The sequence below is a fragment of the Timonella sp. A28 genome (assembly GCF_051200815.1).
Taxonomy (GTDB): domain Bacteria; phylum Actinomycetota; class Actinomycetes; order Actinomycetales; family Cellulomonadaceae; genus Timonella.
Window position 1 is genome coordinate 2,173,268 of record NZ_CP195159.1, and the last position, 23,844, is coordinate 2,197,111.

General features: G+C 54.1%; 18 protein-coding genes. 13 read left to right on the forward strand and 5 right to left on the reverse strand.

Annotated elements, in window-relative coordinates; all coding sequences use genetic code 11:
• Positions 1–141: 141 nt before the first annotated feature.
• From nagB to ACR9EC_RS10300, 4 genes are all read left to right on the forward strand, one after another.
• Positions 142–924 carry a glucosamine-6-phosphate deaminase gene (nagB, locus tag ACR9EC_RS10285; RefSeq protein WP_435299139.1) on the forward strand — a complete coding sequence of 261 codons (783 nt, stop codon included), beginning with the start codon at positions 142–144 and terminating at the stop codon, positions 922–924.
• The gene (locus tag ACR9EC_RS10290) at positions 909–1,880 is read left to right on the forward strand and encodes an ROK family protein (protein ID WP_435299140.1); all 972 of its coding nucleotides are present in this window, start codon (positions 909–911) and stop codon (positions 1,878–1,880) included. The genes nagB and ACR9EC_RS10290 overlap by 16 nt, the downstream gene beginning before the upstream one ends.
• A 270-nt stretch (positions 1,881–2,150) precedes the next feature.
• Positions 2,151–4,346, forward strand: coding sequence for an NTP transferase domain-containing protein (locus tag ACR9EC_RS10295; RefSeq protein ID WP_435299141.1), 2,196 nt, complete (start codon positions 2,151–2,153; stop codon positions 4,344–4,346).
• A gap of 99 nt (positions 4,347–4,445) precedes the next feature.
• The gene (locus ACR9EC_RS10300) at positions 4,446–6,860 is read left to right on the forward strand and encodes a GH36-type glycosyl hydrolase domain-containing protein (protein ID WP_435299142.1); all 2,415 of its coding nucleotides are present in this window, start codon (positions 4,446–4,448) and stop codon (positions 6,858–6,860) included.
• Between the two features lie 78 nt (positions 6,861–6,938).
• On the opposite strand, the gene ACR9EC_RS10305 is transcribed toward ACR9EC_RS10300, so the two are convergent.
• From ACR9EC_RS10305 to hrpA, 3 genes are all read right to left on the reverse strand, one after another.
• Complete coding sequence (locus tag ACR9EC_RS10305; protein WP_435299143.1) at positions 6,939–7,544, reverse strand: histidine phosphatase family protein; 606 nt, start codon at positions 7,542–7,544, stop codon at positions 6,939–6,941.
• A gap of 9 nt (positions 7,545–7,553) precedes the next feature.
• On the reverse strand, positions 7,554–8,618 hold the full coding sequence (locus ACR9EC_RS10310) for a DUF389 domain-containing protein (RefSeq protein ID WP_435299144.1): 1,065 nt from the start codon (positions 8,616–8,618) through the stop codon (positions 7,554–7,556).
• Between the two features lie 79 nt (positions 8,619–8,697).
• Entirely contained in the window at positions 8,698–13,071 is a 4,374-nt protein-coding gene (gene hrpA, locus ACR9EC_RS10315) for an ATP-dependent RNA helicase HrpA (RefSeq protein WP_435299145.1), read from the reverse strand.
• 308 nt (positions 13,072–13,379) lie between these two features.
• Between hrpA and ACR9EC_RS10320 the strand changes: the two genes are divergently transcribed.
• The 8 genes from ACR9EC_RS10320 (at position 13,380) to ACR9EC_RS10355 (ending at position 21,418) form a co-directional block, all read left to right on the forward strand.
• Positions 13,380–15,056 carry an ABC transporter substrate-binding protein gene (locus ACR9EC_RS10320; protein WP_435299146.1) on the forward strand — a complete coding sequence of 559 codons (1,677 nt, stop codon included), beginning with the start codon at positions 13,380–13,382 and terminating at the stop codon, positions 15,054–15,056.
• Complete coding sequence (locus ACR9EC_RS10325; RefSeq protein ID WP_435299147.1) at positions 15,053–16,018, forward strand: ABC transporter permease; 966 nt, start codon at positions 15,053–15,055, stop codon at positions 16,016–16,018. The genes ACR9EC_RS10320 and ACR9EC_RS10325 overlap by 4 nt, the downstream gene beginning before the upstream one ends.
• The gene (locus tag ACR9EC_RS10330; protein WP_435299148.1) at positions 16,015–16,875 is read left to right on the forward strand and encodes an ABC transporter permease; all 861 of its coding nucleotides are present in this window, start codon (positions 16,015–16,017) and stop codon (positions 16,873–16,875) included. The genes ACR9EC_RS10325 and ACR9EC_RS10330 overlap by 4 nt, the downstream gene beginning before the upstream one ends.
• 2 nt (positions 16,876–16,877) lie before the next feature.
• Positions 16,878–18,500, forward strand: coding sequence for a dipeptide ABC transporter ATP-binding protein (locus ACR9EC_RS10335; protein ID WP_435299149.1), 1,623 nt, complete (start codon positions 16,878–16,880; stop codon positions 18,498–18,500).
• Between the two features lie 100 nt (positions 18,501–18,600).
• A complete protein-coding gene (locus tag ACR9EC_RS10340; RefSeq protein WP_435299150.1) occupies positions 18,601–19,095 on the forward strand; it encodes an aminoacyl-tRNA deacylase in 495 nt (164 codons plus the stop codon).
• 102 nt (positions 19,096–19,197) lie between these two features.
• The gene (locus ACR9EC_RS10345; protein ID WP_435299151.1) at positions 19,198–20,100 is read left to right on the forward strand and encodes a M15 family metallopeptidase; all 903 of its coding nucleotides are present in this window, start codon (positions 19,198–19,200) and stop codon (positions 20,098–20,100) included.
• 270 nt (positions 20,101–20,370) lie between these two features.
• Positions 20,371–20,877: a hypothetical protein gene (locus ACR9EC_RS10350; RefSeq protein WP_435299152.1), complete on the forward strand. Its 507-nt coding sequence runs from the start codon at positions 20,371–20,373 to the stop codon at positions 20,875–20,877.
• 124 nt (positions 20,878–21,001) lie between these two features.
• Positions 21,002–21,418: a hypothetical protein gene (locus ACR9EC_RS10355; protein WP_435299153.1), complete on the forward strand. Its 417-nt coding sequence runs from the start codon at positions 21,002–21,004 to the stop codon at positions 21,416–21,418.
• A gap of 86 nt (positions 21,419–21,504) precedes the next feature.
• Here ACR9EC_RS10355 and ACR9EC_RS10360 read toward each other — a convergent pair whose 3' ends face one another.
• Both ACR9EC_RS10360 and ACR9EC_RS10365 read right to left on the reverse strand, forming a co-directional pair.
• Complete coding sequence (locus ACR9EC_RS10360) at positions 21,505–22,005, reverse strand: hypothetical protein (protein WP_435299154.1); 501 nt, start codon at positions 22,003–22,005, stop codon at positions 21,505–21,507.
• 63 nt (positions 22,006–22,068) lie between these two features.
• Positions 22,069–22,512, reverse strand: coding sequence for a hypothetical protein (locus ACR9EC_RS10365; protein WP_435299155.1), 444 nt, complete (start codon positions 22,510–22,512; stop codon positions 22,069–22,071).
• A gap of 167 nt (positions 22,513–22,679) precedes the next feature.
• Here ACR9EC_RS10365 and ACR9EC_RS10370 point away from each other — a divergent pair, with 167 nt between their 5' ends.
• Complete coding sequence (locus ACR9EC_RS10370) at positions 22,680–23,843, forward strand: exonuclease SbcCD subunit D (RefSeq protein WP_435299156.1); 1,164 nt, start codon at positions 22,680–22,682, stop codon at positions 23,841–23,843.
• Position 23,844 lies beyond the last annotated feature (1 nt).

The window sequence follows — 23,844 nt, forward strand, 5'->3', positions numbered from 1 at the left end:
AAATTGGAGTTGTTGGAGGCTCACTTCCCAAGCCTCCGACAACTCCACAAGTTTGTGTGGTTGCACGCCATACGACATGCGTTGCAGCCCTGATGCGGTCACCATCCCATAAGGCCGCATCATTTTTCGAAAGGAAATGCCGTGGAAATCGTCATTCATGATTCAGCAGCAGAACTTGCACGAATGGCAGCGGATGTCATTGAAGAGGTTGTTCGAAACAACGAAAGCCCAGTTCTTGGTCTTGCAACTGGATCATCCCCCCTTCCGATCTACACCGAGCTTATTCGTCGGCACAAGGAAGAGGGGCTTTCGTTTGCGCACTGCACAGCCTTCACCCTTGACGAATATGTGGGCTTGCCAGCAGGTCACCCGGAATCGTACTACGAGGTAATTCGTAACGAGTTCACACGCCACATCGACATCGATGATGCTCGTGTGTTCAGCCCAGACGGAAACCCAGACACTATTGCAACCGCAGGTGAACGTTACGATGCAGCTATCAAAGAAGCTGGCGGCGTTGACGTGCAAATCCTCGGTATCGGGTCAGACGGTCACATCGCATTCAACGAACCAGGCTCCTCCCTTCGTTCGCGTACACGTATCAAAACCCTGACCAACCAAACCCGTGAAGACAACGCACGCTTCTTTGACTCCATCGACGATGTGCCAATTCACGCAGTAACCCAAGGTTTGGGAACAATCCTTGAGGCGAAGCACCTTGTTCTTATCGCAACGGGTGCTGGAAAAGCTGAAGCTGTAGCAAACATGGTTGAAGGCCCATTGGCATCCGTATGCCCAGGCTCTGTACTGCAACTACACAACCGTGCAACTGTTTTTGTCGACAACGCTGCTGCTGCTGGCCTCGAGCACGTCGAGTACTACAACACTTCAATTGAACGGAAGCCAGAATGGCAGAAGTTCTGACACACACCCTTGTGCTAGCCCTCGATATTGGGGGTACTAATAGCCGTGGTGAAGTCTTGCAATGGGACGGTGAGGCACTCAGCGATCCAATTGCGTCTGCGTCGTTGCCAACTCCAACAGGAGATGGCGACGCCGCAATCACAACCATTGCGCATGTATGTAACCAATTGCTTGATGCTTTAACTGATGAACAGCGCACACTGGTGCGCGCTGTAGGTTTGGGTGTGCCAGGTGTGCTGGATTCCGAAACCGGAATAGTTAAAATGGCGTCAAACCTTGGCTGGTTTAACAGGAATGTTGCAGGAGAACTGCACGATCTTGTTGGGCTTCCCGTTCACCTTATGCACGATGTGACCGCTGCAGGAATCGCGGAACAACGCCTTGGCGCAGGCCGTGGACACGATGACGTACTCGCCGTGTTTCTCGGTACTGGAATTGCCGCAACACTGATTACCGGTGGTCGCGTCATTCGGGGTGGACTGACTGCTTCAGGTACACGTCAGCCTGCCGGGGAAATCGGGCACATGCCGCTGGTTATGAATGGTCCATTGTGTGGCTGCGGACAGCGAGGATGCCTCGAGCTGTACTGTTCCGCACGAAACGTTGGACGGATTTACAGCGAAACGTTAGGTATCGATCCAGCTGGTCCCGATGCTAAGACATCAAAAGATGTTGTACACAACCTTGCAACCGACCCTGTTGCGCGTGAGGTGTGGGATACCGCGACTCGAAACCTTGCTTACGGTTTGTTCACTGCCACGATGGTGACTGGGCCAAGCCTGATCATTCTCGGTGGTGGGCTCTCGGCGGCAGGAGACGTTCTTGTGGAAGCAGTGCACAAGCACTTTACTGATTTTGCTCGAGTGGTTGAGGTGCCGCATATCGTTGTTGCTGCTTTAGGGCAGCGTGCGGGAATCCTCGGCGTTGCACTGACCACGATTGAACGATCTGCGTAAAACGTGCGTACAGCAGATAACGGCCGGTGGTGTTTGAGTTGAGTGAAAAACTTGACGCAAACACCATCGCCTTTATCTGTTTCCGCGTTAGTGTGGGAAAACAGAGTAATTCTCTGTGATATCAACGCCCGCCACATGAAGTTAGTCCTACACAACCACAGAATTAGATTGGTAGGCTTACTAACAAAATAGTTGTCGTGTTTTCGGCCCGCACCCGCATCTGCCGTAGCCGCGACACTAGCCATAACATTTCGCGTTAGTGAGGGAAACATGACGAACGCACATTCCTTCGAGACAAACATTATTGACTCCACCGTCGCAGTTGTTTTGGCTGCCGGTGCCGATGCCACCTCCCGTAATCTACTCACAAGCCCGCTCGGCGATTCGACTGTTGCTGAAGTGGCATTGCGTAACGTCCGCGCAGTCTTTCCTCCATCTCGTATCGTTGTTGTTACCGCACCCGGCGACTCACGTGTACGTGAACTCCTAGGCGACGACCTCACCTACGTAGAGCAGCACGAATCTCGCGGAACAGGACACGCTGTTGCTGCAGCACGTGACGCGATCCCAGCTGACGCAGACACTTTGCTCGTAACCTATGCAGACACTCCGCTGCTTCGTCCAGAATCAATCCGCGGCATTATCAACCGGTTTGAACTTACTGGACGTCAATTTACGTTGCTGTCCGCGATAGTCACCGGTGATCTCGCATATGGGCGTATTGTTCGCGGTGAAAACCAGCAAATAACTGAAATCCTTGAACACAACGAAGTCACAGTTGGCGACGACGGAAACCACGAAATCAACGTGGGAACCTACGTATCCTCAGTGACTAACCTGTTCAACCAGATTGACGCACTCGCACAAGAAAATGACCACCGCCTCACCTCCGTTGTGAAGCGTGCAATCGCTGCTGGTGACGTTATCGAAACGTACCGCATCTATGACACCGACGAAGTTCAAGGCATTAACACTTCTGCTGAGCTGGAAGCAGCAGAATCTATTGTTTTGAAGCGTCTGTTTGTGCCACGCAAAAACACTGACACCAAAATTGTTTTCGGTACCGGTGGATGGCGCGCAATCATCGGTGAGGGCTACACCCTCGCCAACGTTCGTCGTCTCTGCCAAGCAATCGCAAACGAAGCGATTCGCACCGGTAAAGATGCAGACGGTGTTGTCATTGGTGGTGACCGCCGCTTCCTGTCACGCGAATCAGCGGAGGCAGCGGCAGAAGTATTTGCGGGAAACAACATTCCTGTGACGCTCCTTCCCGACGATGTTCCAACGCCGCTAGTGACATTTGCGGCACCGTTCTTGGGCAAAGCGTACGGAATCATTATTACCTCCTCGCACAACCCGCCTGAGTGGAACGGTATGAAGGTGTTCCGCGCAGATGGTTCACTGCCACTCGATGACGAAACTGACCGTTTCCAGGACGAAGCTAACGCACTCGATGTAACAGACATTGTGACGTTAGATCTCGCGGTAGCGCGCGCTGCAGGCGTAGTGGTGGACCGTGCACTCACGAGCGAATACATTGATGCGATTGAAGCAATCATTGATGTTGATGCTGTTCGTGGTTCAGATTTGAACGTCATCGTTGACCCGATGTATGGAACATCGCAGTTAACGCTAGGCACAATCCTGTCAGACATGCGTGTGCGTGCAGAGTTCATTCACGCAGCACACAACCCACTCTTTGGTGGTATCGCACCAGCTCCAGACCTACAGCGCCTGAACGCTTTGATCTCCATGATTAAAGAAGGCAAGGGACGCTATGACCTTGGTATGGCAACCGATGGCGACTCTGACCGTATCGGTATCGTCGACGAACAAGGCGAATACGTTTCCACAAACGACCTGCTCTTGCTGTTGTACTGGTACTTGCATGAGATCCGCGGCGAAAAGGGCGGCGTTGTTCGTAACCTTGCGACGACTCACATGCTTGACCGTTTGGCTGCGCACTTCGGTGAAGAATCATTCGAATGCAAGGTTGGTTTCAAGCACGTCACCGCAGGTATGGACAAGATTGGCGCAGTGCTCGGTGGTGAGTCTTCAGGTGGTTTGACCGTTCGCGGTTGGATCCTCGGTAAAGACGGTATTTTTGCGTGTGCTCTTGTCGCTGAGATGCTGGCACGCACCGGAAAGCGGATCTCTGAGCTGCGTGAAATGATCTACGAAATCACTGGCCGCTTGTACTCGCTTGAGGCAGGGGTCCCAGCGACACCAGACATGCGTGTTGCGGTGCCACGCCGCCTTGCAGCTGAACCACTAACTCACGTCGGACCATACCCAGTTGTGGGTATCGACCACACCGACGGAACTAAAATCCTGCTCGAAAACGACAACTGGGCATTGCTGCGGTTCTCTGGAACTGAACCAGTGCTGCGTATGTTCGTTGAGGCAGACAGCCCAGAAAAAGCAGAAGAGCTGCTTGACTGGCTGCGGGGATTCGTCACCGCGTAACAACCGGTTCTTTTCAGTGTGCGCCCACACACGTGGGCGCACACTGACCAGGCCAGCACCATCACCGCCCCTTCCAATACTCCAAGGAGAACCGCAAGCATGAAGTACGGTTACTTCGACACAGAGCGTGACGAATACGTTATCGAGCGCCCTGACGTCCCAGTTTCGTGGACCAACTACCTCGGTCAGAAGAACTTCTGCACCGTTCTCTCGCACAACGGCGGGGGATACTCGTACTACAAGAACTCCCAGCAGGGTCGTATTACCCGCTTCCGCCAAAACGGTGTGCCGCTCGACCGCCCAGGCCACTACGTGTACCTTCGCGATGACGCTGACGGTGACTTCTGGACAGTGTCATGGCAGCCAGTTGGTAAGCCATTTGAAGGCGAAGGCGCCGCACGTTACGAGACTCGTCACGGAATGGGCTACTCGACATTCTCCGCTGACTACCGTGGCATCGAAGCAGAACAAAAAATCTTCATCCCAGTTGACGACGACGTTGAAATCTGGGACGTAACTGTCACTAACACAAGCGACGAAGTACGTAACTTGACGGTTGGTTCGTACGTGGAGTTCTCCTTCCACACGATCACGATCGACAACCAAAACCTTCAGATGTCGCTGTACGCTTCGGGTTCAAGCTACGAAGACGGCATCATCGAATACGACTTCTACTATGAGCCATGGACGTTCCACTACTTCGCGTCCTCTGAAACACCAGACTCATACGACTCACTACGTGACAACTTCATTGGCCCATACCGCGACGAACGCAACCCAATTGCGATCGAGCGTGGACACGGCACAAACGAGAGCGCAACAACCCAAAACCACTGTGGTTCCTTGCAGCACAAGGTGACCTTGCAGCCAGGTGAAACCAAGCGCCTCGTCTACATGCTCGGATACGGTTCACGTGATGCTGCTGGCCGTGCAATCCAAGCGAAGTACTCAGACGTTGCAAACGTAGATGCAGAATTCCAAAACCTGCGCACCTACTGGAAGTCCAAGCAAGCTAAACAGCACATCAAGACCCCGCACGAGGGCATGAACACGATGATTAACTCGTGGACACTGCTCCAAGCGGAAACTTGTGTTGTCTGGTCGCGCTTCGCATCATTCGTCGAGGTTGGTGGCCGTGTTGGTCTTGGCTACCGCGACACCGCACAAGACGTGATGAGCGTTATCCACTCCAACCCAGTGAAAACAAAGCAGCGCATCCTTGAACTGCTGCGCGCTCAAGTATCACAGGGGTATGGACTGCACTTGTTCGAACCAGAACTGTTCGACCCAGACGCAGAACCACTACCAGACGTTCCATCACCAACCGTGGTACCACGTGGCAACACAGATGATCTGATCCACGGCTTGGAAGACACCTGCTCGGATGACCACCTGTGGCTCGTACCATCGGTATTGGAATACGTGAAGGAAACCGGTGACCACGCCTTCCTTGACCAAGTAATTCCTTACGCAGATGGCCCAGAAGCGACCGTATACGAGCACCTCGTAGCGGCTATCGACTTCTCTTCGAAGCACATTGGTCAAAACGGTGTAGCACTCGGTTTGCGTGCAGACTGGAACGACTGCCTCAACCTTGGTGGCGGTGAAACATCACTCGTTACCTTCTTGCACGCTTGGGCTATCGGCGCGCTTTTGGAGATTGCACGTCCACTCGGTAAGACCGCAGACGTGGAACGTCTCGAAGCAGAACGCGAACGTATCGCTAAGGTCGCCGACGAGCAGCTGTGGGATGGCAAGTGGTGGATCCGTGGATACACCCGCGACGGCGTCAAGATCGGTTCAGAAGAAAACGCTGAAGGAAAGATCTTCCTTGAGCATCAAGCATGGCCAATCATTGCTGGTATTTCCTCGCAAGAACAAGGCGAGCAGGCAATGGACTCAGTTAAGGAACTCCTTGGCTCCGAGTATGGTTCACACCTGAACTGGCCTGCATTCCGTACCGTTGACGACACTGTCGGATTCGTAACCCGCGTATACCCTGGCATCAAGGAAAACGCGGCGATCTTCTCCCACCCGAACGCTTGGCCTATCGTCGCTGAAGCTGTTTTGGGTCGTGGTGATCGTGCGGTTGAACTGTACGACTCGATCTTGCCGTACAACCAAAACGAGAACATTGAAGTTCGTGGCGCTGAACCTTACGCATACGTACAGTTCATTTACGGACGCGACCACGAGTGGTTCGGTAAGGGACAAAACCCTTGGCTCACCGGTACCGCTGGCTGGATGTACACGGCTGTCACCAAGTACATCCTCGGTATTCGACCTGGCTTTGACGGTTTGACCGTTGACCCATCGATTCCGTCTGACTGGGATGGATTCGAAGTTCGTCGTGAATGGCGCGGCGGTGTCTACAACATTGAGGTGAAGAACCCTGACCACGTTGCCCGTGGCGTTAAGGCTGTCACCATCGATGGCGTTGAACATGATGCAGCGAAGCCACTTCCTGTTCTTGAAGACGGTCGTGAAGTAGACGTCGTCATCACATTGGGGTGACGACACAGCGGCTGAATAATTTCGGCCAATAAAGGTTGGGCTGGGTGTGTGCGCGTACACCTGGCCCAACTTTTTTGTTTAAAGCGGGATGCCCATCCACGACAGTCCAACCCACGACTTTTTAACGGGTTCAAGTACGGCAACACCTGTGTTGGGTATGGGGTTTCCGGTCAGGACTTCTTTGGTGAGGTTTCCCATCCGCACAGCACACCAAAATGTGATGAGTGCGCCGTGCGCTGTGATGGCGGTGTGTTCTGAGCCTGTGGCATCAATTTCTGTAAGGACTGCGTCGAAGCGTTCGAGGACTTCACGTCCAGTTGTGCCATTGGCAAGGCGCACATCTAAATCTCCGCTAATCCACTGTGTGACAACGGAAACGTATGCCAGATGGTCTTGTGTGCGGATACTCATTTCTAGTGTGCCTGCAGAGATTTCCCGTAACCCGTGATGCACGTTTAATGTCAGGCCTTTGCTGGCCGCTAATGGGGCTGCAGTCATTTGGGTGCGGATTGCAGTTGATGAATACAACGTGTCGAGTTGGGTGGTGGCAAACGTGTCGACGAGCGCTTGCGCTTGAGTGTGGCCCGTGGCGTTTAGTGGCGGTCCAGGTACAGCGGTATCTAACGCTCCGGTGACATTTGAATCAATTTGGCCGTGACGGATCAGGTACAGTCGCTTTTTCATGATGCTCGATTAGGGGTTGTCGCCGAGGTTTACTGTTTTGGAGGGAACAAACTCGAGGTTTACAGTGCTTGGGTCTATTCCACTATCTCGCAATGCGGTTCGTAAAGCATCAATATCGGGGGCTTCGGTTGACCCTGTTACGGTGAGCTCAACAGTGTCGAGTGTCGTTTTGATGACGAGTAGTTCCCAGCCTGCATCCTGCGCCCACTGTTCGGCGACTGTACGTATTTTGCTTTCGTGGATGCTATCGAGGGAGCTTGACACGGTTGAGGCTGTTAAAGGCACACCAATGATGAGCATCATGGCTGCGATGATGATGAATGCTCGTTTCCCGGTTACAGGTTTTGCGTCTCCGGGGGCACGCTTGACATATTTTTGGACCTTGTACCAGGTCATCACGATAATTCCTGTTGCTAATATCGCGGCAACGTTGGTTCCAAAAAGTAAAAGTGCACCAAAAGTTTCTCTGTACGCCCCAGATTCTAAGGTCAGTCCGGCTACGCTGAGCGGCGGAACTAAAGAAATTGCTATAGCAACACCGGGGAGTGTGTCAGAAATGTCTTTGCGTACTAAAGCAATAGAGCCGACGATTCCTGTGCCGAGGGCTGCAAGTAGATCGATGAGGCGTGGGTTGACTCGTCCTGCAACTTGGCTGTTGGTGGCGGCTACGACGTCGTTGACAATGAAGAATCCGAGGAGGTAGCCAATAAAAATTGCGGCACCGGCACCGGTTAAAACCAGCAGAATGGATCGCGAAAGGTTTATTTTGTCGCCAAGGACAGTTGCGAGCATGACACCTTGGATGGGCATGAGCATGGGTGCGACGATCATCGCTCCGATAACGGTTGCCGTAGAGTCAGCGATAACACCGGCCGCCGCGATAATGGACGACAATACGAGCAGTATCCAAAAGCGACTAAGTTTTTGGTTGCTGGTTACTCCATCAAAAAAGACGGCTTCACGCATGTGAGCGACGCTGTTATGTGGCGTTGTTGACGCTTCAGAACCCATGGCCAGTACGGCTTTCTGTCGTGTGTATACGGCTCGTATCGTCAGTGTAACTGCTGCTTGCACGGTTGGCCCTGTATGGGCGAGCCAGCCCAGTATGAGGTAAGAATCGCTGCTGTTATGGAACTGCGGCTACATGCGTGCGTTATGCAACAGCCGCAGAGATTGCTTTCAAGATTCGTTTCTCACTGACTGAACCGTTTGTGCCCAACTGGACGGCATACAACGAGACGCGTAGTTCTTCGATCATCCATTTGACGTCGACTAACCCCGGGTTGTCTAAGCCCACCAAACCGGCACTATTACGTACCAGCAGTGCCTTGTTGAACTGTTCCACAACATTATTGATTTTCCAGGTGAGATCAGTGTCGCGATGCACGGAATCCGCGGCCTTATCAATGCGGTGAATTTGAGCGCGCACATACCGTGCAATGTGGCGTAACTGTTCGGCTGGGGTCGCAGAAATAAAACCTGCATACACGAGCCCTCCAGATACTGTACGTACATCATTGAGCACGGCAAGCAGCGCCAGCGATTTATTGCGAGACACCGCAACATCAAGATCTCGGTATGCCGCGAGCGCAGCGACCACGTCTTTAACGATTCGGTAGGTTTCGTCTTCAATGTGGGCGCGTACGTGAGTTAATGCCTGTTCGTAGGCTTCTCTGCTGCGGATGGCGTGTGCGTGCGGGACGAGCGACATTACTGCTGCAAGTTGGACGTCTGCGACGAGTGCATCCGTGTGTGGGTAGGGGCTTGCGGCAAGGGTGAGTGCTTGTGTTCCTGTCCATCGGGACGTAATGCGGGCTGGTTGTAGTGCGGCATTATCGACGAGGAGACGCCACACTCCTTGACGGTGGTGCACATCTTGTTGGGTGCGATCTGCCAGAATCCGTAAGGCGGCGTGTGGGATCTTGTCTGAACCTTTTTCGACGCACAATGCAGGGTAGCCGCGTACTTCTATGCCGCCTGGGCCACGTCCTTCAACGGTGGTGGGGATGCTGTCGTATGCAGGTGATTCAGGCCATTGGGTGAGCGCAGGGATCTCTGCGATTGTGTGCGTAATATGTTCGGGGCCACCGGCAATGCCAGCAGAGGTTGTGCCGTTTTTGGGTTGGCGTGCAGACTGTTGGGTGTCACGTGCGTGTTGTGCGTGAGCTAATGCTTCACCTACTGCGCCTTTTACTGCACGGCGCACAGCTTCTTGGGCGTCGTGTGCAAGTTTTTGTTGTAGCGCGGTGAGGTTTTTTCCTTCACCGAGTATGTCAACGATTGCACGACGACCGGTGCCGTGCTGGTGGAAAACTTTGAAGGTGACTTGCAGGTGTGCGGGTAGCGATGACTGGTCGAAGGCGTCGTCTGGAATGTCTAGGTATTTGAGTGACCATGCGGCGCGTTTAAATGCTGTTGCGAAGGGCTCTGCCATGTCTCCGGCGCGGGTCATGTCTTCCCATTGTGGCGTGTTTTCTTGTAGCCACTGCGCAATTTTTGCGCCCCAGTCTGGTGCTGGTACAAGTTCGCGACGAATGACTTTGGGTAGAGCGCGGATCGTTGCGATGCAGAGTTCATCTAGGAGCCCGGGGACCATCCAGTCAAAGCCGTGCGCAGATACCCTGTTCAATACTTGAATGGGTACGTGCACGGTTACACCGTCAGCTTCGCTTCCGGGGGAGAACTGATACGTCAAGGGCAGGGTGATGTCGCCTTGCTGCCATGTTTGGGGGAACTGGTCGTCAAGGTCGTGGTCGTGTCCTTGCGGAATGATCACGTCGAGGGAGAAATCTAAGAGGTGTGGTTCGCGCGTGCGTGCACCCTTCCACCATTGGTCAAAGTGGCGTGCGGAGACAACTGTGTCTGGGATGCGTTCGTCGTAGAACGCAAAGAGGGTTTCTTCGTCGGCCATTAAACCGCGTTGCCGTGAACGGGCTTCTAACTCTTCGGCTTGTGCAAGTACTGCCCTGTTGTGGGTGTAAAACTTGTGGTGGGTGCTCCATTCGCCGGCGACTAGTGCGTGACGAATGAACAGGTCGCGTGCCGCTTCAGCGTCAACTTTGGCGTATAGGACGGGACGTTCCGTAACGATAGGTACCCCATATAAGAGTACTTTTTCGTGCGCTATTGCAGCGCCTCGTTTACGTGACCAGTGCGGGTCAGAATATGTTGTTTTGACGATGCCTGCCGCGAGTTCTTCGGCCCATTCTGGTTCGATGCGGGCAACGTCGCGTCCCCATAGGCGTGATGTTTCTACGAGTTCTCCAGCCATGACCCACGCTGGTGGTTTTTTGGACAGTGGAGAACCGGGAAAAATAGCGAACCGTGCGCCGCGCGCACCAAGGTACTCGTTACGGGCCATGCGTTTAGCCCGTTTATCGGCTGCGGTTTCTCGGCCTGTTTTGTGTGCGCGCACTTCGGTTGCTTCTTGCATTCCGATGTGGCTGAGTAGACCGGCGAGCAGGGAACGGTGAATGGTGGTGGCATCCCACACGAATTTTGTGTCTGGTGTGCGTTCGTCTGCGCGTCCACCAGGTGTGATGCCTTGATCTTCAGCGATTTTGTCGCGTAGCGGTTGAGCTTTTCGTACCTGTGATTCGATTCCTAAGCTTCGGGTCATTTCCCGTAGCTGCGCAACAACGTCTTGCCATTCACGAATGCGTAAGAAGTTTAAATATTCTGCCTTGCACATGCGCCTAAATGCAGAGGACGATAGCGCGCGCTGCTGCTGACGGATGTATTCCCACAAGTTCAGGTATGTCATGAAATCTGAGTGACCGTCGACGAACCTGCTGTGGTGTGCGTCGGCGAGGTCACGTACTTCGGTGGGGCGTTCGCGAGGGTCTTGTATGGACATGACCGCAGCGATGATCATGACTTCGTGGGCGACTCCTCGAATTCCACCTTCGACGATCATGCGGGCAAGGCGCGGGTCCATCGGTAGCGTGGCAAGTTGTTTACCAACTGTTGTAAGTGTTGCTTTGCGTGTGGTTTGGCTGTTGCCGCGATATTCGAGTGCACCTAATTCTTGTAAGAGTTGCACGCCGTCGCGGATAGCGCGAGTGTCTGGCGCTTCAACGAAGGGGAAGTTGGCGACGTCGTCTGGGCCGTTGGCAACTCCCACCGAAATCATGTGGAGCAGCACGGACGCGAGCGAGGTGCGCAGAATTTCGGGTTCAGTGAATTCGGGGCGTGAAACGAAGTCTTCTTCAGAATAGAGCCGTATTGCTACGCCGTCGGAGACGCGGCCGCATCGTCCAGAGCGTTGGTTTGCGCTTGCTTGCGAGACAGGTTCGATGGGTAGGCGTTGCACTTTGGTTGACTTTGAATACCGTGAGATACGTGCGGTACCGGGGTCAATGACGTAGCGGATTCCGGGGACCGTCAATGATGTTTCGGCAACGTTTGTTGCCAAGACGATACGACGATGCTGATGCGGGTGGAAGACGCGATGCTGTTCTGCCGCGGAGAGGCGCGCATAGAGCGGCAAGATTTGTGTGTATCCGGGGGTGCGAGGGTCTGTTGCCCGGCTGCCGAGGTGTTGTTCGAGGGCTTCTGCTGTGTCGTGGATGTCGCGTTCTCCGGAGAGGAACACGAGGACATCGCCGGGGCCTTCTAGTTGAAGTTCGTCGAAGGCGGAACATATCGCGGAGGTCATGTCTTGGTCGTCGTCTTCAATGGGGCGGTAGCGCACTTCGACGGGGAAGGTACGGCCAGACACTTCAACTACGGGCGCTAATGGCCGTAGTGGGGTTTGTGCGGTGAGTTCGGCGTCGGTGATGGGTCCGCCTGGCGCAAAGTGACGGGCGAATCGTTCCGAGTCGATGGTTGCGGACGTGATGATGACTTTGAGGTCTGGGCGTTGGGGGAGTAGTCGTGTGAGGTAGCCCAGCAGGAAGTCGATGTTGAGGGAACGTTCGTGGGCTTCGTCGATGATGAGGGTGTCGTAGGCGAGGAGTTGCGGGTCGCGTTGAATGTGAGCGAGTAGGATTCCGTCAGTCATGACTTTGACGAGGGTGCTTTGTGAGGATTCGTCGGTGAAACGCACCTGATAGCCGACGATGTCTCCGAGGGGTGTGCCTACTTCTTCGGCGATTCGTTCTGCGACGGTGCGTGCCGCGATTCGTCGGGGCTGCGTGTGCCCGATCTGTCCTTTGCGGCCGCGGCCGAGCTCTAAAGCGATTTTTGGTAGTTGTGTGGTTTTTCCGGAGCCGGTTTCACCTGCGACGATGACGACTTGGTGTGCGGCAATTGCGGCAGCGATTTCGTCGCGTCGTGCGCTGACTGGTAGTTGTGCGGGGTAGGTGATCGGTGGAACTTCTACCCGCGTGCGTAGTTCAGCGTCGCGTTGCAGGCGGGCGAGGCTGATGTGTGGGGCTTGGTTGCGTGACTGTTGAGCGGATCCGCGTTTTTTGGTGTTGCCTGAGCTGCGGCGTTGCTTGCCGTGGCGTGGGGAACTGTCACGGCCACTACCTGTGTGGTGTGTACGTGCTGCGGATGTGCGGTTGTGTTCTTGCGGGCCTGTCACTCCCTTATTGTCCCTGCCGGAAACCTAAAGACCCAAGTCTTTTACTGTCAGCGCAAAACGGTGCGTTTAAATGCGCGTATTCGCATGCGAAAAGAACAGGACCTTTTCAGCAAAATGTATAAAACGCACCACGGTCGAGTGTGAATGTGCCCACAAACCACGAAAAATACAGGATATTGCGCTGTTTTTGTACCCGACCTCACACCGTGTTTTCTTGTCAGGTGGCTACTGTTGGGAGGGCGACCACTCGAGTCGCACACTGTCAACACGCCGGGCTAAGTGCCAACTCGGTGGACAAAGGGGATTGAATGATCACGTCATCGATCATGCGACGAACATTAGCCGTCGCTATGGCTGCAACTCTTACCGTAGGTATTGCAGCATGCTCATCCGATTCAGCACAGAATGAATCGAAGACCGCCACTCAAGGCGGAAACCTAACTTTCGCTATTGCTGGCGGAAACCTCGAAAACGGTCACATGGACCCGCACGCCAGCCAATTGGACGTGTCAGCGTACGTTATGCGTAACGTTCTTGACTCGCTGGTTGCCTTGGACGCAAACGGTGACCTGAAACCGTGGCTCGCAACAGCATGGACGGTGTCACCTGACGCTAAAACATACGTGTTTGAACTGCGACAGGACGTCACATTCCACGACGGTGAACAGTTCAATGCTGCCGCCGCAGTCGCGAACTTTAACCACATCATGGCGGAAGAAACCGCTTCAGCTCAGGCCCGCGCATTTATCGGTGGGGACCTTTTCGACAAGGCAGAAGCCACCGGAGAGTTCGAGTTAACACTCACGTTGAAAGAACCGTACGCGCCACTTCTGGCAAACCTTTCGACTGCTTTCGTGGGAATGTATTCGCCTAAGGTGCTTGAATCTAAGTCCCAAGACGACATCAAAGCTGGTGGCCCTGACGTTTCTGTCGGTACCGGACCTTTCGTTCTGACTGAACTTTCGCCTAAGAACCACATCACGTTTAGTGCAAACACAAACTATGCGTGGGGTCCAGACGTGAAAACATCATCGGGTGCTTCACTTGCGGAAGGTGCGCCGTACCTCGACACGTTGACGGTTCGTATCGTCCCTGAAGAATCAGCTCGCGTTGGCGCGTTACAAAGCTCGGACGCACAAGTCGCAGTTGACCTCACACCTACCTCAACCGCCCAACTTAACGGGGCGAACATCAACACCACCGCCAGCCCCGGAATCCCATACTCGGTGTACCTGAACTGGTCACACGGTGTGTTTAGCGACCCTAAGGTACGCCAAGCGTTCCAACGCGGAGTCAACATTGATGCTGGCGTGAAAGCAGCATTCGCTAACGAATTCCAGCGCGCATGGTCTGTGCTCAGCCCAACAACACCAAACGCATACGACTCGTCGCTTGAAAACGCGTGGCCGTACGACGAAGCCGCAGCGAACACACTCCTTGACGAGGCCGGGTGGACGGAACGCGACGCAGAAGGCTACCGCGTGAAAGACGGTAAGCGCCTTTCCGCTGAGTGGCTTTCCTGGTTGCCGTTCCCAGATGAACGTCAAGCACTCGTCAACTTTATGGTTGATGACCTCAAGAAAATTGGTTTTGAACTCACACACAGCGCTGTTGAAGGCCCGGAATATAGTGCCCGATACGCTGACGAGAACGGCCTCATTCTTGACTTTGACCTCACCGACTGGAGTTTTGCGTCACTCGACGCTGACGCACTACGTCAACACTTGCACACCGGTGGCTTCCAAAACGCAACAACTGTTTCTGATGAAAAGTTGGACAGCACCCTCGATGAGGCAGCATCAACAACAGACGCAGGCGCACGTAAGCAAGCCTACGCGGACGTACAACAGTGGAACCTGAACGAAGTTGCGGTTGTACCCGTGTACTTATCTCAGTTCACAACAGCATCACTGCCAAGCGTTTCAGGACTCACCTATGACGCTTATGGGTGGCCGCTCTTCGCTGGAGTTAGCCTAAACCCATGACCGCTCAACGCCGCAGGGCGTTACGACAGGCGGGGGCCGGCATCACCACGTTCCTTGGTGGTGCCGCCCTCGTGCTGTGGGGTGCAGTGACTCTCGCCTTTTTGGTGTTGAAGCTGGTCCCCGGCGACCCAGTGGATGTCATGTTGGGTCCGCTATCGAGTGCCACTCCACAAGCCCGCGAACTCATCAGAACTGACCTCGGTTTAGACAAGCCAGTCGTTGAGCAGTACGTCAGCTACATTGGAAAAGTTTTCACCGGCGATCTGGGTGTTTCCTACCAGCTCGGCACACCAGTAATCGAAGTCCTGCGCGAACACGCCACCTCAACGTTCGCTTTAGCGTGCACAGCTTTAGCGTTCGCGTGCGTGCTCGCTGGAGTGGGAGCAGTACTATCACGGCGTGGAATAGCGCGAAAATTCTTTGACTTCATTGAACTGTTAGCTGTGTCCGCACCAGTTTTTTGGACATCGCTTATTTTGGCGGCAGTGTTTTCCTACCAACTTGGCTGGTTCCCCATCATCGGTGGCAGCGAATTTTCTCGCCTCATCCTGCCCGCCTGCGCTATGGCACTACCCATCGCTGGTGTGCTCGCACAAGTGTTGAGGCAAGGCTTAGACGCAGCAGAATCTGAACCATTCGCAACAACTGCCCGAGCGCGAGGACTATCGCGGATGCGCGTGACTACACGCCACACCATGCGGCATGCCAGCCTTGGCGCTCTCACCTTAGGCGGGTTCATGTTCGGTTCGCTGCTAGGCGGTGCCGTACTCACCGAAACCGTATTTGCCCGCCCCGGCTTAGGGCGCGTCACCCTAGACGCAATACTTGGACGTGACCTGCCCGTCGTCATGGGGATTGTCGTATTTTCTGCCCTCATTTTCATTGTGTTAAACGCAGTAATCGATCTCCTAGGGCTCGCCCTCGACCCGCGATTGCGTGTAAGACAAGCGAGAAACCGATGACATTATTACGTGGCTTAAACAGGTCAACACCCGCCACCGCAGTGGGGGTACGACACCCAGCAACCACAGTAGGGCTCGTCTTCGCAAGCCTCATGCTGCTCCTGCTTACCTGCGCAGCCTTCTTCCCGCACATGCTCACAACAGGCGACCCCACCGCAACCAACGCAATGAACGTCCTCGCACACCCCAGCGCAGAACACTGGTTTGGTACAGATCAATCAGGACGAGACGTATACACGCGCGTCATCTACGGGACAGCCACATCACTACAGGTCGGACTCCAAGCAGTAGGTATAGCTCTCCTCGCCGGTGTGCTCGTCGGAACCCTAGCGGGAATGGCCCCCACATGGTTAGACGCAATCATCGTGCGGTTCATTGAAATCATTATGGCGTTCCCAGAGTTCCTCATCGCACTTCTCGTGGTTGCCATCATCGGTAAAGGGCCAACAGCGGTAGCCCTCGGAGTAACAATCTCTATCATCCCCGCATACGTGCGGCTGGCTCGGATCACAGCCCGCCGACTCAAAATTTCTGGCCCATACGAAGCCTCCCGGCTGCTTGGCGTTCACCCCGCACGCGCAACCATCAGACACATCATGCCAAACGTGAGCGCCACCCTCGTCGGATTAGCTGTCGTTGGGTTCGGTTCAGCAATCGTGTCCGCAGCAGGTTTAAGCTTTTTAGGTTTAGGCGTCCAACCACCAACCCCTGAATGGGGTCTGATGATGTCCGAAGGCAAAAACCAGTTAGCCGGTGGCTGGTGGATCTCCGTCTTCCCCGGGTTAGCGCTCGCCTGCACCGTTATCGCCGTAACCGTGCTGGCCCGTCCACTACAACGATTCTTAGAGGACGGCTAACCATGACACCGCTATTAACCGTCGAAAACTTGAGTATCGCGGCAGGCCAACACACCCTCGTCCACGACGTGTCCTTCACCCTTGAAGCCGGACAGTGCATCGCCCTCGTAGGAGAATCAGGCGCCGGAAAATCCCTCACAGGAAAAGCACTCCTCGGGCTGCTGCCACACGGTGTCCAAACAACCGCCGGAACAGTGCACGTAAACGACCACGTGCTCTACCAAGACGCAGTGCCCTGCCCAGAACGACAATGGCGAAACATACGAGGCCGCACACTAGGTTTCGTCAGCCAAGACGCACTAGTCTCTCTCGACCCGCTGCGCACCATAGGCGCAGAAATAGGTGAACCCCTCACACAACACCAACTCGTGAACTCACCGGCGGAACGCAACCGCGAAGTAACCCACCTCATGCAACGCGTGCACATCCCCAACCCCGAACGCCGCATCACCATGTACCCGCACCAACTATCGGGAGGGCTGCGGCAACGCGCACTCATCGCCTCAGGGATAGCAGCGCAACCACACGTACTGATCGCCGACGAACCAACAACAGCCCTCGACGCACACGTGCAAGCCCGGATCCTCACCCTGCTAGAAGAAATCAAAAACTCAGGCACCGGGATAATCATGATCTCCCACGACCTAGCCGCAGTAGCGCAACTCGCTGACTATGTGCTCGTCATGAAAGACGGCGGCGTCGTAGAACACGGCCCCACCCAAACTCTCTTCAACGCGCCACAACACCACTACACACAAGAACTCATTGCCGCACACCCAGACGCACAACCCATACGCATCGCAGAACGCCCCATCGACGAGTCGCACACTGTACTGTCCGCAGACAACCTCACCGTCACATACCGGCAGCCACACGGGAAAACATTCACCGCATTACATGACGTGTCACTGACCGTACGAGCAGGCGAAACCTTAGGGCTGGTAGGAGAATCAGGCTCCGGAAAATCCACGCTTTCCCGGCTACTCCTAGCCATAGAACACCCCGAACACGGTCACGTCCGCCTTGGTGAAGACATGTGGAATAGCGCCCACATGAACGTGTCAGAACGACACCGCAGAAAACGTAGAGGGACCATTCAACTCGTCGCGCAAGACGCCTACTCGACGATGAACAAACGCTGGACCGTCGCGCACATAATCGCTGAAGGCATCCAACACGAATCCCTACGAGGACTATCACGCGCCAACAAAAAACAGGCGATCCGCGATCGCGTTCACGCGCTCATGCAGTCCGTAGGTTTGCCCGAAGAATATGCGCAACGCACACCCCGACAACTCTCCGGTGGGCAACGCCAACGAGTCATCATCGCCCGCGCCCTCGCCGCACAACCACACATTCTCGTGTGCGACGAACCTGTCTCCGCGCTAGACGTCACCATCCAATCGCACATCATGCACCTGCTAGCGCACATCCAAGCCGAAACAGGAGTGGCCATCGTATTCATCAGCCACGACCTAGCAGTAGTAAGACAACTAGCCCACACCATAGCAGTGCTCAAAGACGGAAAACTTGTGGAATACGGTCCCAGCGACCACATCTACGACAACCCACAACACCCGTACACGACAGAACTGATCGCCGCCGCACGCCACAGCCTGCACTAACACGCAACCAGTGGAGGAAACTCAAGACAACTGGCGCACAAGACAAGAATTTCTGGGATTGTTATAGGTACTTATGTGATGGCACTGAGGAGGAGCATAAGTGACTACACACCACCCCGCCCCACAACAGCCCGGCGAACGAGCTCAAGCAGGTCTAGAAGCGTCAGGCATCGGCTACACACTGACCGAACACGGTCCCGTGAACTCCCTCGAAGAAGCCGCCGCCGCACGCGGACTCCTGCCCCGCGACCTCGTCAAAACACTGGTTGTCCGTATCTCTGAAGGCAACTACGTATTCGTGCTCGTTGGAGGAGACCGCACAATTTCATGGCCTAAATTCCGAAAACACATGGGCCTCTCACGCATACACATGCCCGACGCCCAAGAAGCATACGAAGCAACAGGGTACGTGCGCGGAACAATCACCCCCTTCGGCGCCACACACCCCTGGCCCGTCATCATCGACCAAGCACTCGTCGGGCGAATGGTTTCTATCGGGGCTGGTGAACACGGTAAAGCAGCAACAGTCCTCACCGACGACATGGCACACGCACTCAACGCCGACATCGCAGACGTCACCGAACTCAACGATTAACAGCAGGGTGACAGGCAGGTGAAAGTTGAATTCCAGAAAGCATAACGTTTTGGTTTCGGCGCAAGATAGGAAGGATCATAGTCGCCTGCCCACGGGGGAGTGATGTCTGCACGACGCACGTGGCCGTCCATACTCATAGCTTCACTCATAGCGGTGCTGGGAACCGTGCCAAACGCTAGCGCACACACCAGACAACCCATCCACGCTGAAGCAACAACATACACAGCCAACAGTGAAGACCCCAACGACAGCCCACAAGCACAAGGCCCAAACCCACACGACGACACCTCACCATCTCGTCGTAACTCACCAAAAGTTGGCCAAGCTGACGCGCCCCCAAAAGAAGCGGTCGAAACCTACCAAAAACTCATCTCGAAAACCGCTGCTGCCGCCGACGAAAAACTCAACCGGCCAGAAGTCGTCGCCTTAACCGCATGGCTCCTAGGAGACTGGTCAACCTTTGACGGGGACTACGGAAACGGGCAACTCCCCGACCAATACTTAATGGACTTACTAACAGCGCCCGGACACAAACTACGGCACGACGCAGCAATCATGTTTGACATGATGTCAGTCGATTTTTCAAGCACGTTTGGGCGCTCGCTGAAACTTACTGATTCGTATCGCACCCTTGAAACGCAGTACGTACTCAAAGCACAAAAACCATTTTTGGCGGCCCGGCCCGGCACCTCAAACCATGGGTGGGGTCTCGCCGTTGATATTGCTGGCCCCGAAGCCAGCTTTGGCACAGAGGAACGACAGTGGCTTGTCGACAATGGATGGAAGTACGGCTGGTTTTCGCCAACGTGGGCGCACCCTGATGGGGTAAAACCAGAATCGTGGCACTTTGAATATATGGGCACAAGCGCAGCGGCTTGGCCGCACGATGAGACCACGCTTGATCGGCTTGATGAGTTGTCAGGTGATCCCACTCAAGGGATTTTCAATGAAAAGCACGAAAAGAAAACTGATGAGAGCGAACCGGCAGAAGAAATAGACGCATAAAAGTTGAATGCGCGGTTTGAAGCGCTCTGGGGGTGCTGCTGTAGCTGCATGACTCTTGCTCTCTTCTGTCGAAACCCGACTCTATATCACCCGACATCTCCTACTCTGGGGGGATTGCACTTTTTGCACTTAGCGCTATAGTGATGAAATCGGGCATAAAACTGCAGAAAGGATTTCAAATGAGACACTCGCGGCGCACTGGATGCGCTCTTGTAATCACTTTGCTTTTGTCGGGTTTACTTGCTTCACCAGTTCAAGCTTACCCAACCTATGGATGAGAAGAGCATTCAGGAAATTGGAGAGCAATTTAAGGCGGAACTCCAAACAATTGAGCACGCAGGGTTTGATCTTCCCGCGAGCGCAAGAGTTTTCAGCTCAAGTCCAAAACTTAAAACGAGCCCAGAGGTTGCTAGAGAACTCTCTGCAGAACTGGTTGAGGCGCAAAAGGATAAAGAGAAGAGACGAGCGGATGGTCTCCAAATCTTGTCGTCGAAAATCGAGTTGGTTGACGCTAGGGAAATAGGCGATAAAGGTAAGAGCGATAAAGTTGTCGCTTTCGAATATCTTTACACTAGGGAAATGCCGGGAGTCGTAGGGGCTGATGCGTGGCAGGAAATGGCTGAGTATGAGTTGACAATCGACACTACAACGAACGTTGTAAAGGGTCTGATTGCGAAAGACGATAGCTATTACGAAGCCATACAAACCGATGAGGTAGCCCCGAACTCGGGGCTTGGATCTGCAGATATGCCATCTAGCGAGTTCTCAAGCTTTTGAAGCAGACGGTTGGAAAAAGTTCGGTTATTGGAAAAGCAATAACGCGTGGTGGAAGTTGGGAAACGTTCCATTCTGAGGATAAGAAGAATGTCCCTGTTACCGAATTGTCTACGAACGGTCGCACATGGTACGCACACAATATTTAGTGGTGTTGTCGCTGTTCACAGCGACTGTTGTTGCGGGGTGTCAACAAGCATCATATGAAGGGTGTTCAGGACCTGGCGGTGAAAATGTAGCTCAGGTCGTGTCTACAATGCTTGACGCTGTCGAACAACAATCCTCTAACGAACTATGCTCCTTGTTCCAAGTGCCCTCGCCACAAGAAGAAGCTGATGCGTTGCTGGTACAGATGCAACAAAGTATCGCTGAACATGGGGGACGAGAATCTATTGCGATCACTCAGGTAGACCAAGGCGGTAGCTCAAAAGAATTTGAGATGACTGACGCTGATGGGAAAGTCTTCGCAGAGTTCTCAATTTTCCAAAATTCTGGCCGCGAGTTTCTGAGCATTTCAGTGGAGAACTTTACGGAGGCTCAATGAGTTTTGAGTCAAAGAACAGCCTGTATCTCAACATCGTGTTGAGATACAGGCTGTTCGCTTTATATCCACGGATATGACAATAGGGGCTACTTTTGTGCCTGTTCGAGGTCAGTAATCAACTCGTCAAGGGTTTGTACAACGCGGTCTCGCTCAGCCTCAATTTTGGCTAGTTCTTCGCCAGTAAGGGTGTGCGAAAGATCATCAAACTTTTTCTTGGCTTCTTCAAGGTCTGCTTGCGCATTAGCTGCTAGCTGCTCTGCATCGGCTTTTTTGTCTTCGAGGGAAGTTAACGCATCGCGTGCTTCTGTGGCGGCGTTTTGTGCGGAGGTGGTTGCGTCTTCAACGCTAAATTGTGCGGCATCAGAGAACGCTTTAGCTTCAGCAATGAGTGTGCTGCCTTGATCCGCGATGGTGTTGATCTGTTCACGCGCATCGTTCAAGATTCCGGAAATATCGGATTGTGCTGACTCAACTTCAGCTTCGAATTCTGCACAACCGGTAAGGACGAGGCCTCCGGAAGCTAATGCGATGCTGAGGCCAACTGTGGTGGCTACGTTTCGTAGCGAGAACTTATTCTCACGTGTCATGTTCTCCATTGTGCAACTCCAATGTGTAGGCATCAATAGCCATGTGGTGAGGAGTTGTGCGGATTATGCGTTGAGGTGTTTGTGGAGCAGATCTAGCCGGTGCTGCATTTTGTGTAACAGCAACGTCAGCTGTGGCTCGTTGGTAGGGACAGTGGCGAGTGCATGAGCGAGTTCTGCTCGGGCGGCTTCAACTGAAGTGAGCGCGTAGACGTAATAGTCTTCGATGAGGGATGTTTCGAAGGGGTCAGCGTGGTATGCGAATTGGATCGCATATTGGGCGTATGCGCTTGCATGCATGGCGGCATCAATCGCCGATTCGAGGGTTGCGCGTTCTGCCGCTGTGAAAGATGAAGCGCTAGCGCCGATAGCTGACGGCAAAGCAGAAGCACGGTGCGAGGATACGGTTGGGGCATCACCGGTCATGGTTTGTGCGTGCGCTATTGCGGGCACAAACGGAATCGCGAGGGCGAGAAGCCCTGCTGTGAAGCGAGTCGACGATGACGGCATATAACGATTATGTAACGACTCCTGCGTGAAGGGAAACATTACACCCACTTTTTCCGTCAATAATTACGAAAAGAACACAAAAATATAATGCACAGGCACTCTGCTTTATCTGAGGTCTCGTGCACCGCATACAGCACGTTCACGCTGAGCTGGGTTAACTTTGATGCATGCGTATACTCCACACGTCCGATTGGCATATCGGACGCACACTGCACGGCGTTGACCTGCTCGAGTATCACGCCGCCTATTTTGACCACCTCGTCGACCTTGTCGTGGACCAAGGCGTAGACGCAGTGCTCGTAAGCGGAGACATCTACGATCGGGCTATCCCACCCGTTGATGCAGTCGAACTGTTATCGCACACATTGGCGCGACTCACCGAACACAGCCACGTGATACTCACACCCGGCAACCACGACTCTGCTATTCGACTCGGTTTCGGTGCACATCTCATGCGCTCAAACTTGCACATTCGCACCCAACTGAAGAACATCACCACCCCAGTAGCCCTCACCGGGGAACACGACGAAACAGTTCACGTGTATGCCCTGCCATACCTTGACCCAGACGCAGCCCGCCCACACCTCACAACGGACGACGAAACACCAGCCCGCAGCCATGAAGCAGTCATGCGCGCAGCAATGGACCGCATACGCGCTGCACACAGCAGTTCCGCAACGCACGTGCCAATGATCGTTATGGCACACGCTTTTGTGACAGGTGGAGAACCAAGCGAATCCGAACGCGACATCAGAGTAGGCGGAGTTGATTCGATACGCGCAGGCGTATTCGCCGGCATCGACTACGGCGCATTGGGTCACCTACACGGACCACAACAGGTATCGACAACCCCACACATGCGCTATTCAGGCTCACCTCTGGCCTTTTCTTTCTCCGAAATGAACCACAAAAAATCTACTGTGCTCCTAGATATGGACCGCACGGGAATAGTCGGCGAACCCACTCTCATCCCAGCGCCCGTCCCTCGAAAACTGCACGAACTCACCGGCACAATGGACGAACTGCTTGACTCACGCACCGACCCACACGTCAACGACTGGCTGCGCATTTACGTCACCGACCAGCAGCGTCCGCACGACATGAACGCCACACTTAAAAAGCGTTTCCCACACGCCCTCGTCATGCAGCACACACCAGCAGCAACCGACCGTAGACCCAAAGAATCAATCCTAGTAACCACACACACCAACCCAAGCGACGTGGCAGTACAGTTCGTTACGGAAGTCACCGACAGAAGCCCGAGCAGCGAAGAAATCGCTGTCCTGAACCAAGCATTAGATGCCGTGCGAGCAGCAGAAAGAAGCGCCTAAC

Bases quoted from the DNA above. Each gene is read 5' to 3' on its own strand.
- ACR9EC_RS10290 (WP_435299140.1), top strand. From the start codon at position 909: ATGGCAGAAGTTCTGACACACACCCTTGTGCTAGCCCTCGATATTGGG.
- ACR9EC_RS10295 (WP_435299141.1), top strand. From the start codon at position 2,151: ATGACGAACGCACATTCCTTCGAGACAAACATTATTGACTCCACCGTC.
- ACR9EC_RS10300 (WP_435299142.1), top strand. From the start codon at position 4,446: ATGAAGTACGGTTACTTCGACACAGAGCGTGACGAATACGTTATCGAG.
- ACR9EC_RS10305 (WP_435299143.1), bottom strand. From the start codon at position 7,544: ATGAAAAAGCGACTGTACCTGATCCGTCACGGCCAAATTGATTCAAAT.
- ACR9EC_RS10320 (WP_435299146.1), top strand. From the start codon at position 13,380: ATGATCACGTCATCGATCATGCGACGAACATTAGCCGTCGCTATGGCT.
- ACR9EC_RS10325 (WP_435299147.1), top strand. From the start codon at position 15,053: ATGACCGCTCAACGCCGCAGGGCGTTACGACAGGCGGGGGCCGGCATC.
- ACR9EC_RS10330 (WP_435299148.1), top strand. From the start codon at position 16,015: ATGACATTATTACGTGGCTTAAACAGGTCAACACCCGCCACCGCAGTG.
- ACR9EC_RS10335 (WP_435299149.1), top strand. From the start codon at position 16,878: ATGACACCGCTATTAACCGTCGAAAACTTGAGTATCGCGGCAGGCCAA.
- ACR9EC_RS10345 (WP_435299151.1), top strand. From the start codon at position 19,198: ATGTCTGCACGACGCACGTGGCCGTCCATACTCATAGCTTCACTCATA.
- ACR9EC_RS10350 (WP_435299152.1), top strand. From the start codon at position 20,371: ATGGATGAGAAGAGCATTCAGGAAATTGGAGAGCAATTTAAGGCGGAA.
- ACR9EC_RS10355 (WP_435299153.1), top strand. From the start codon at position 21,002: ATGGTACGCACACAATATTTAGTGGTGTTGTCGCTGTTCACAGCGACT.
- ACR9EC_RS10360 (WP_435299154.1), bottom strand. From the start codon at position 22,005: ATGACACGTGAGAATAAGTTCTCGCTACGAAACGTAGCCACCACAGTT.
- ACR9EC_RS10365 (WP_435299155.1), bottom strand. From the start codon at position 22,512: ATGCCGTCATCGTCGACTCGCTTCACAGCAGGGCTTCTCGCCCTCGCG.
- ACR9EC_RS10370 (WP_435299156.1), top strand. From the start codon at position 22,680: ATGCGTATACTCCACACGTCCGATTGGCATATCGGACGCACACTGCAC.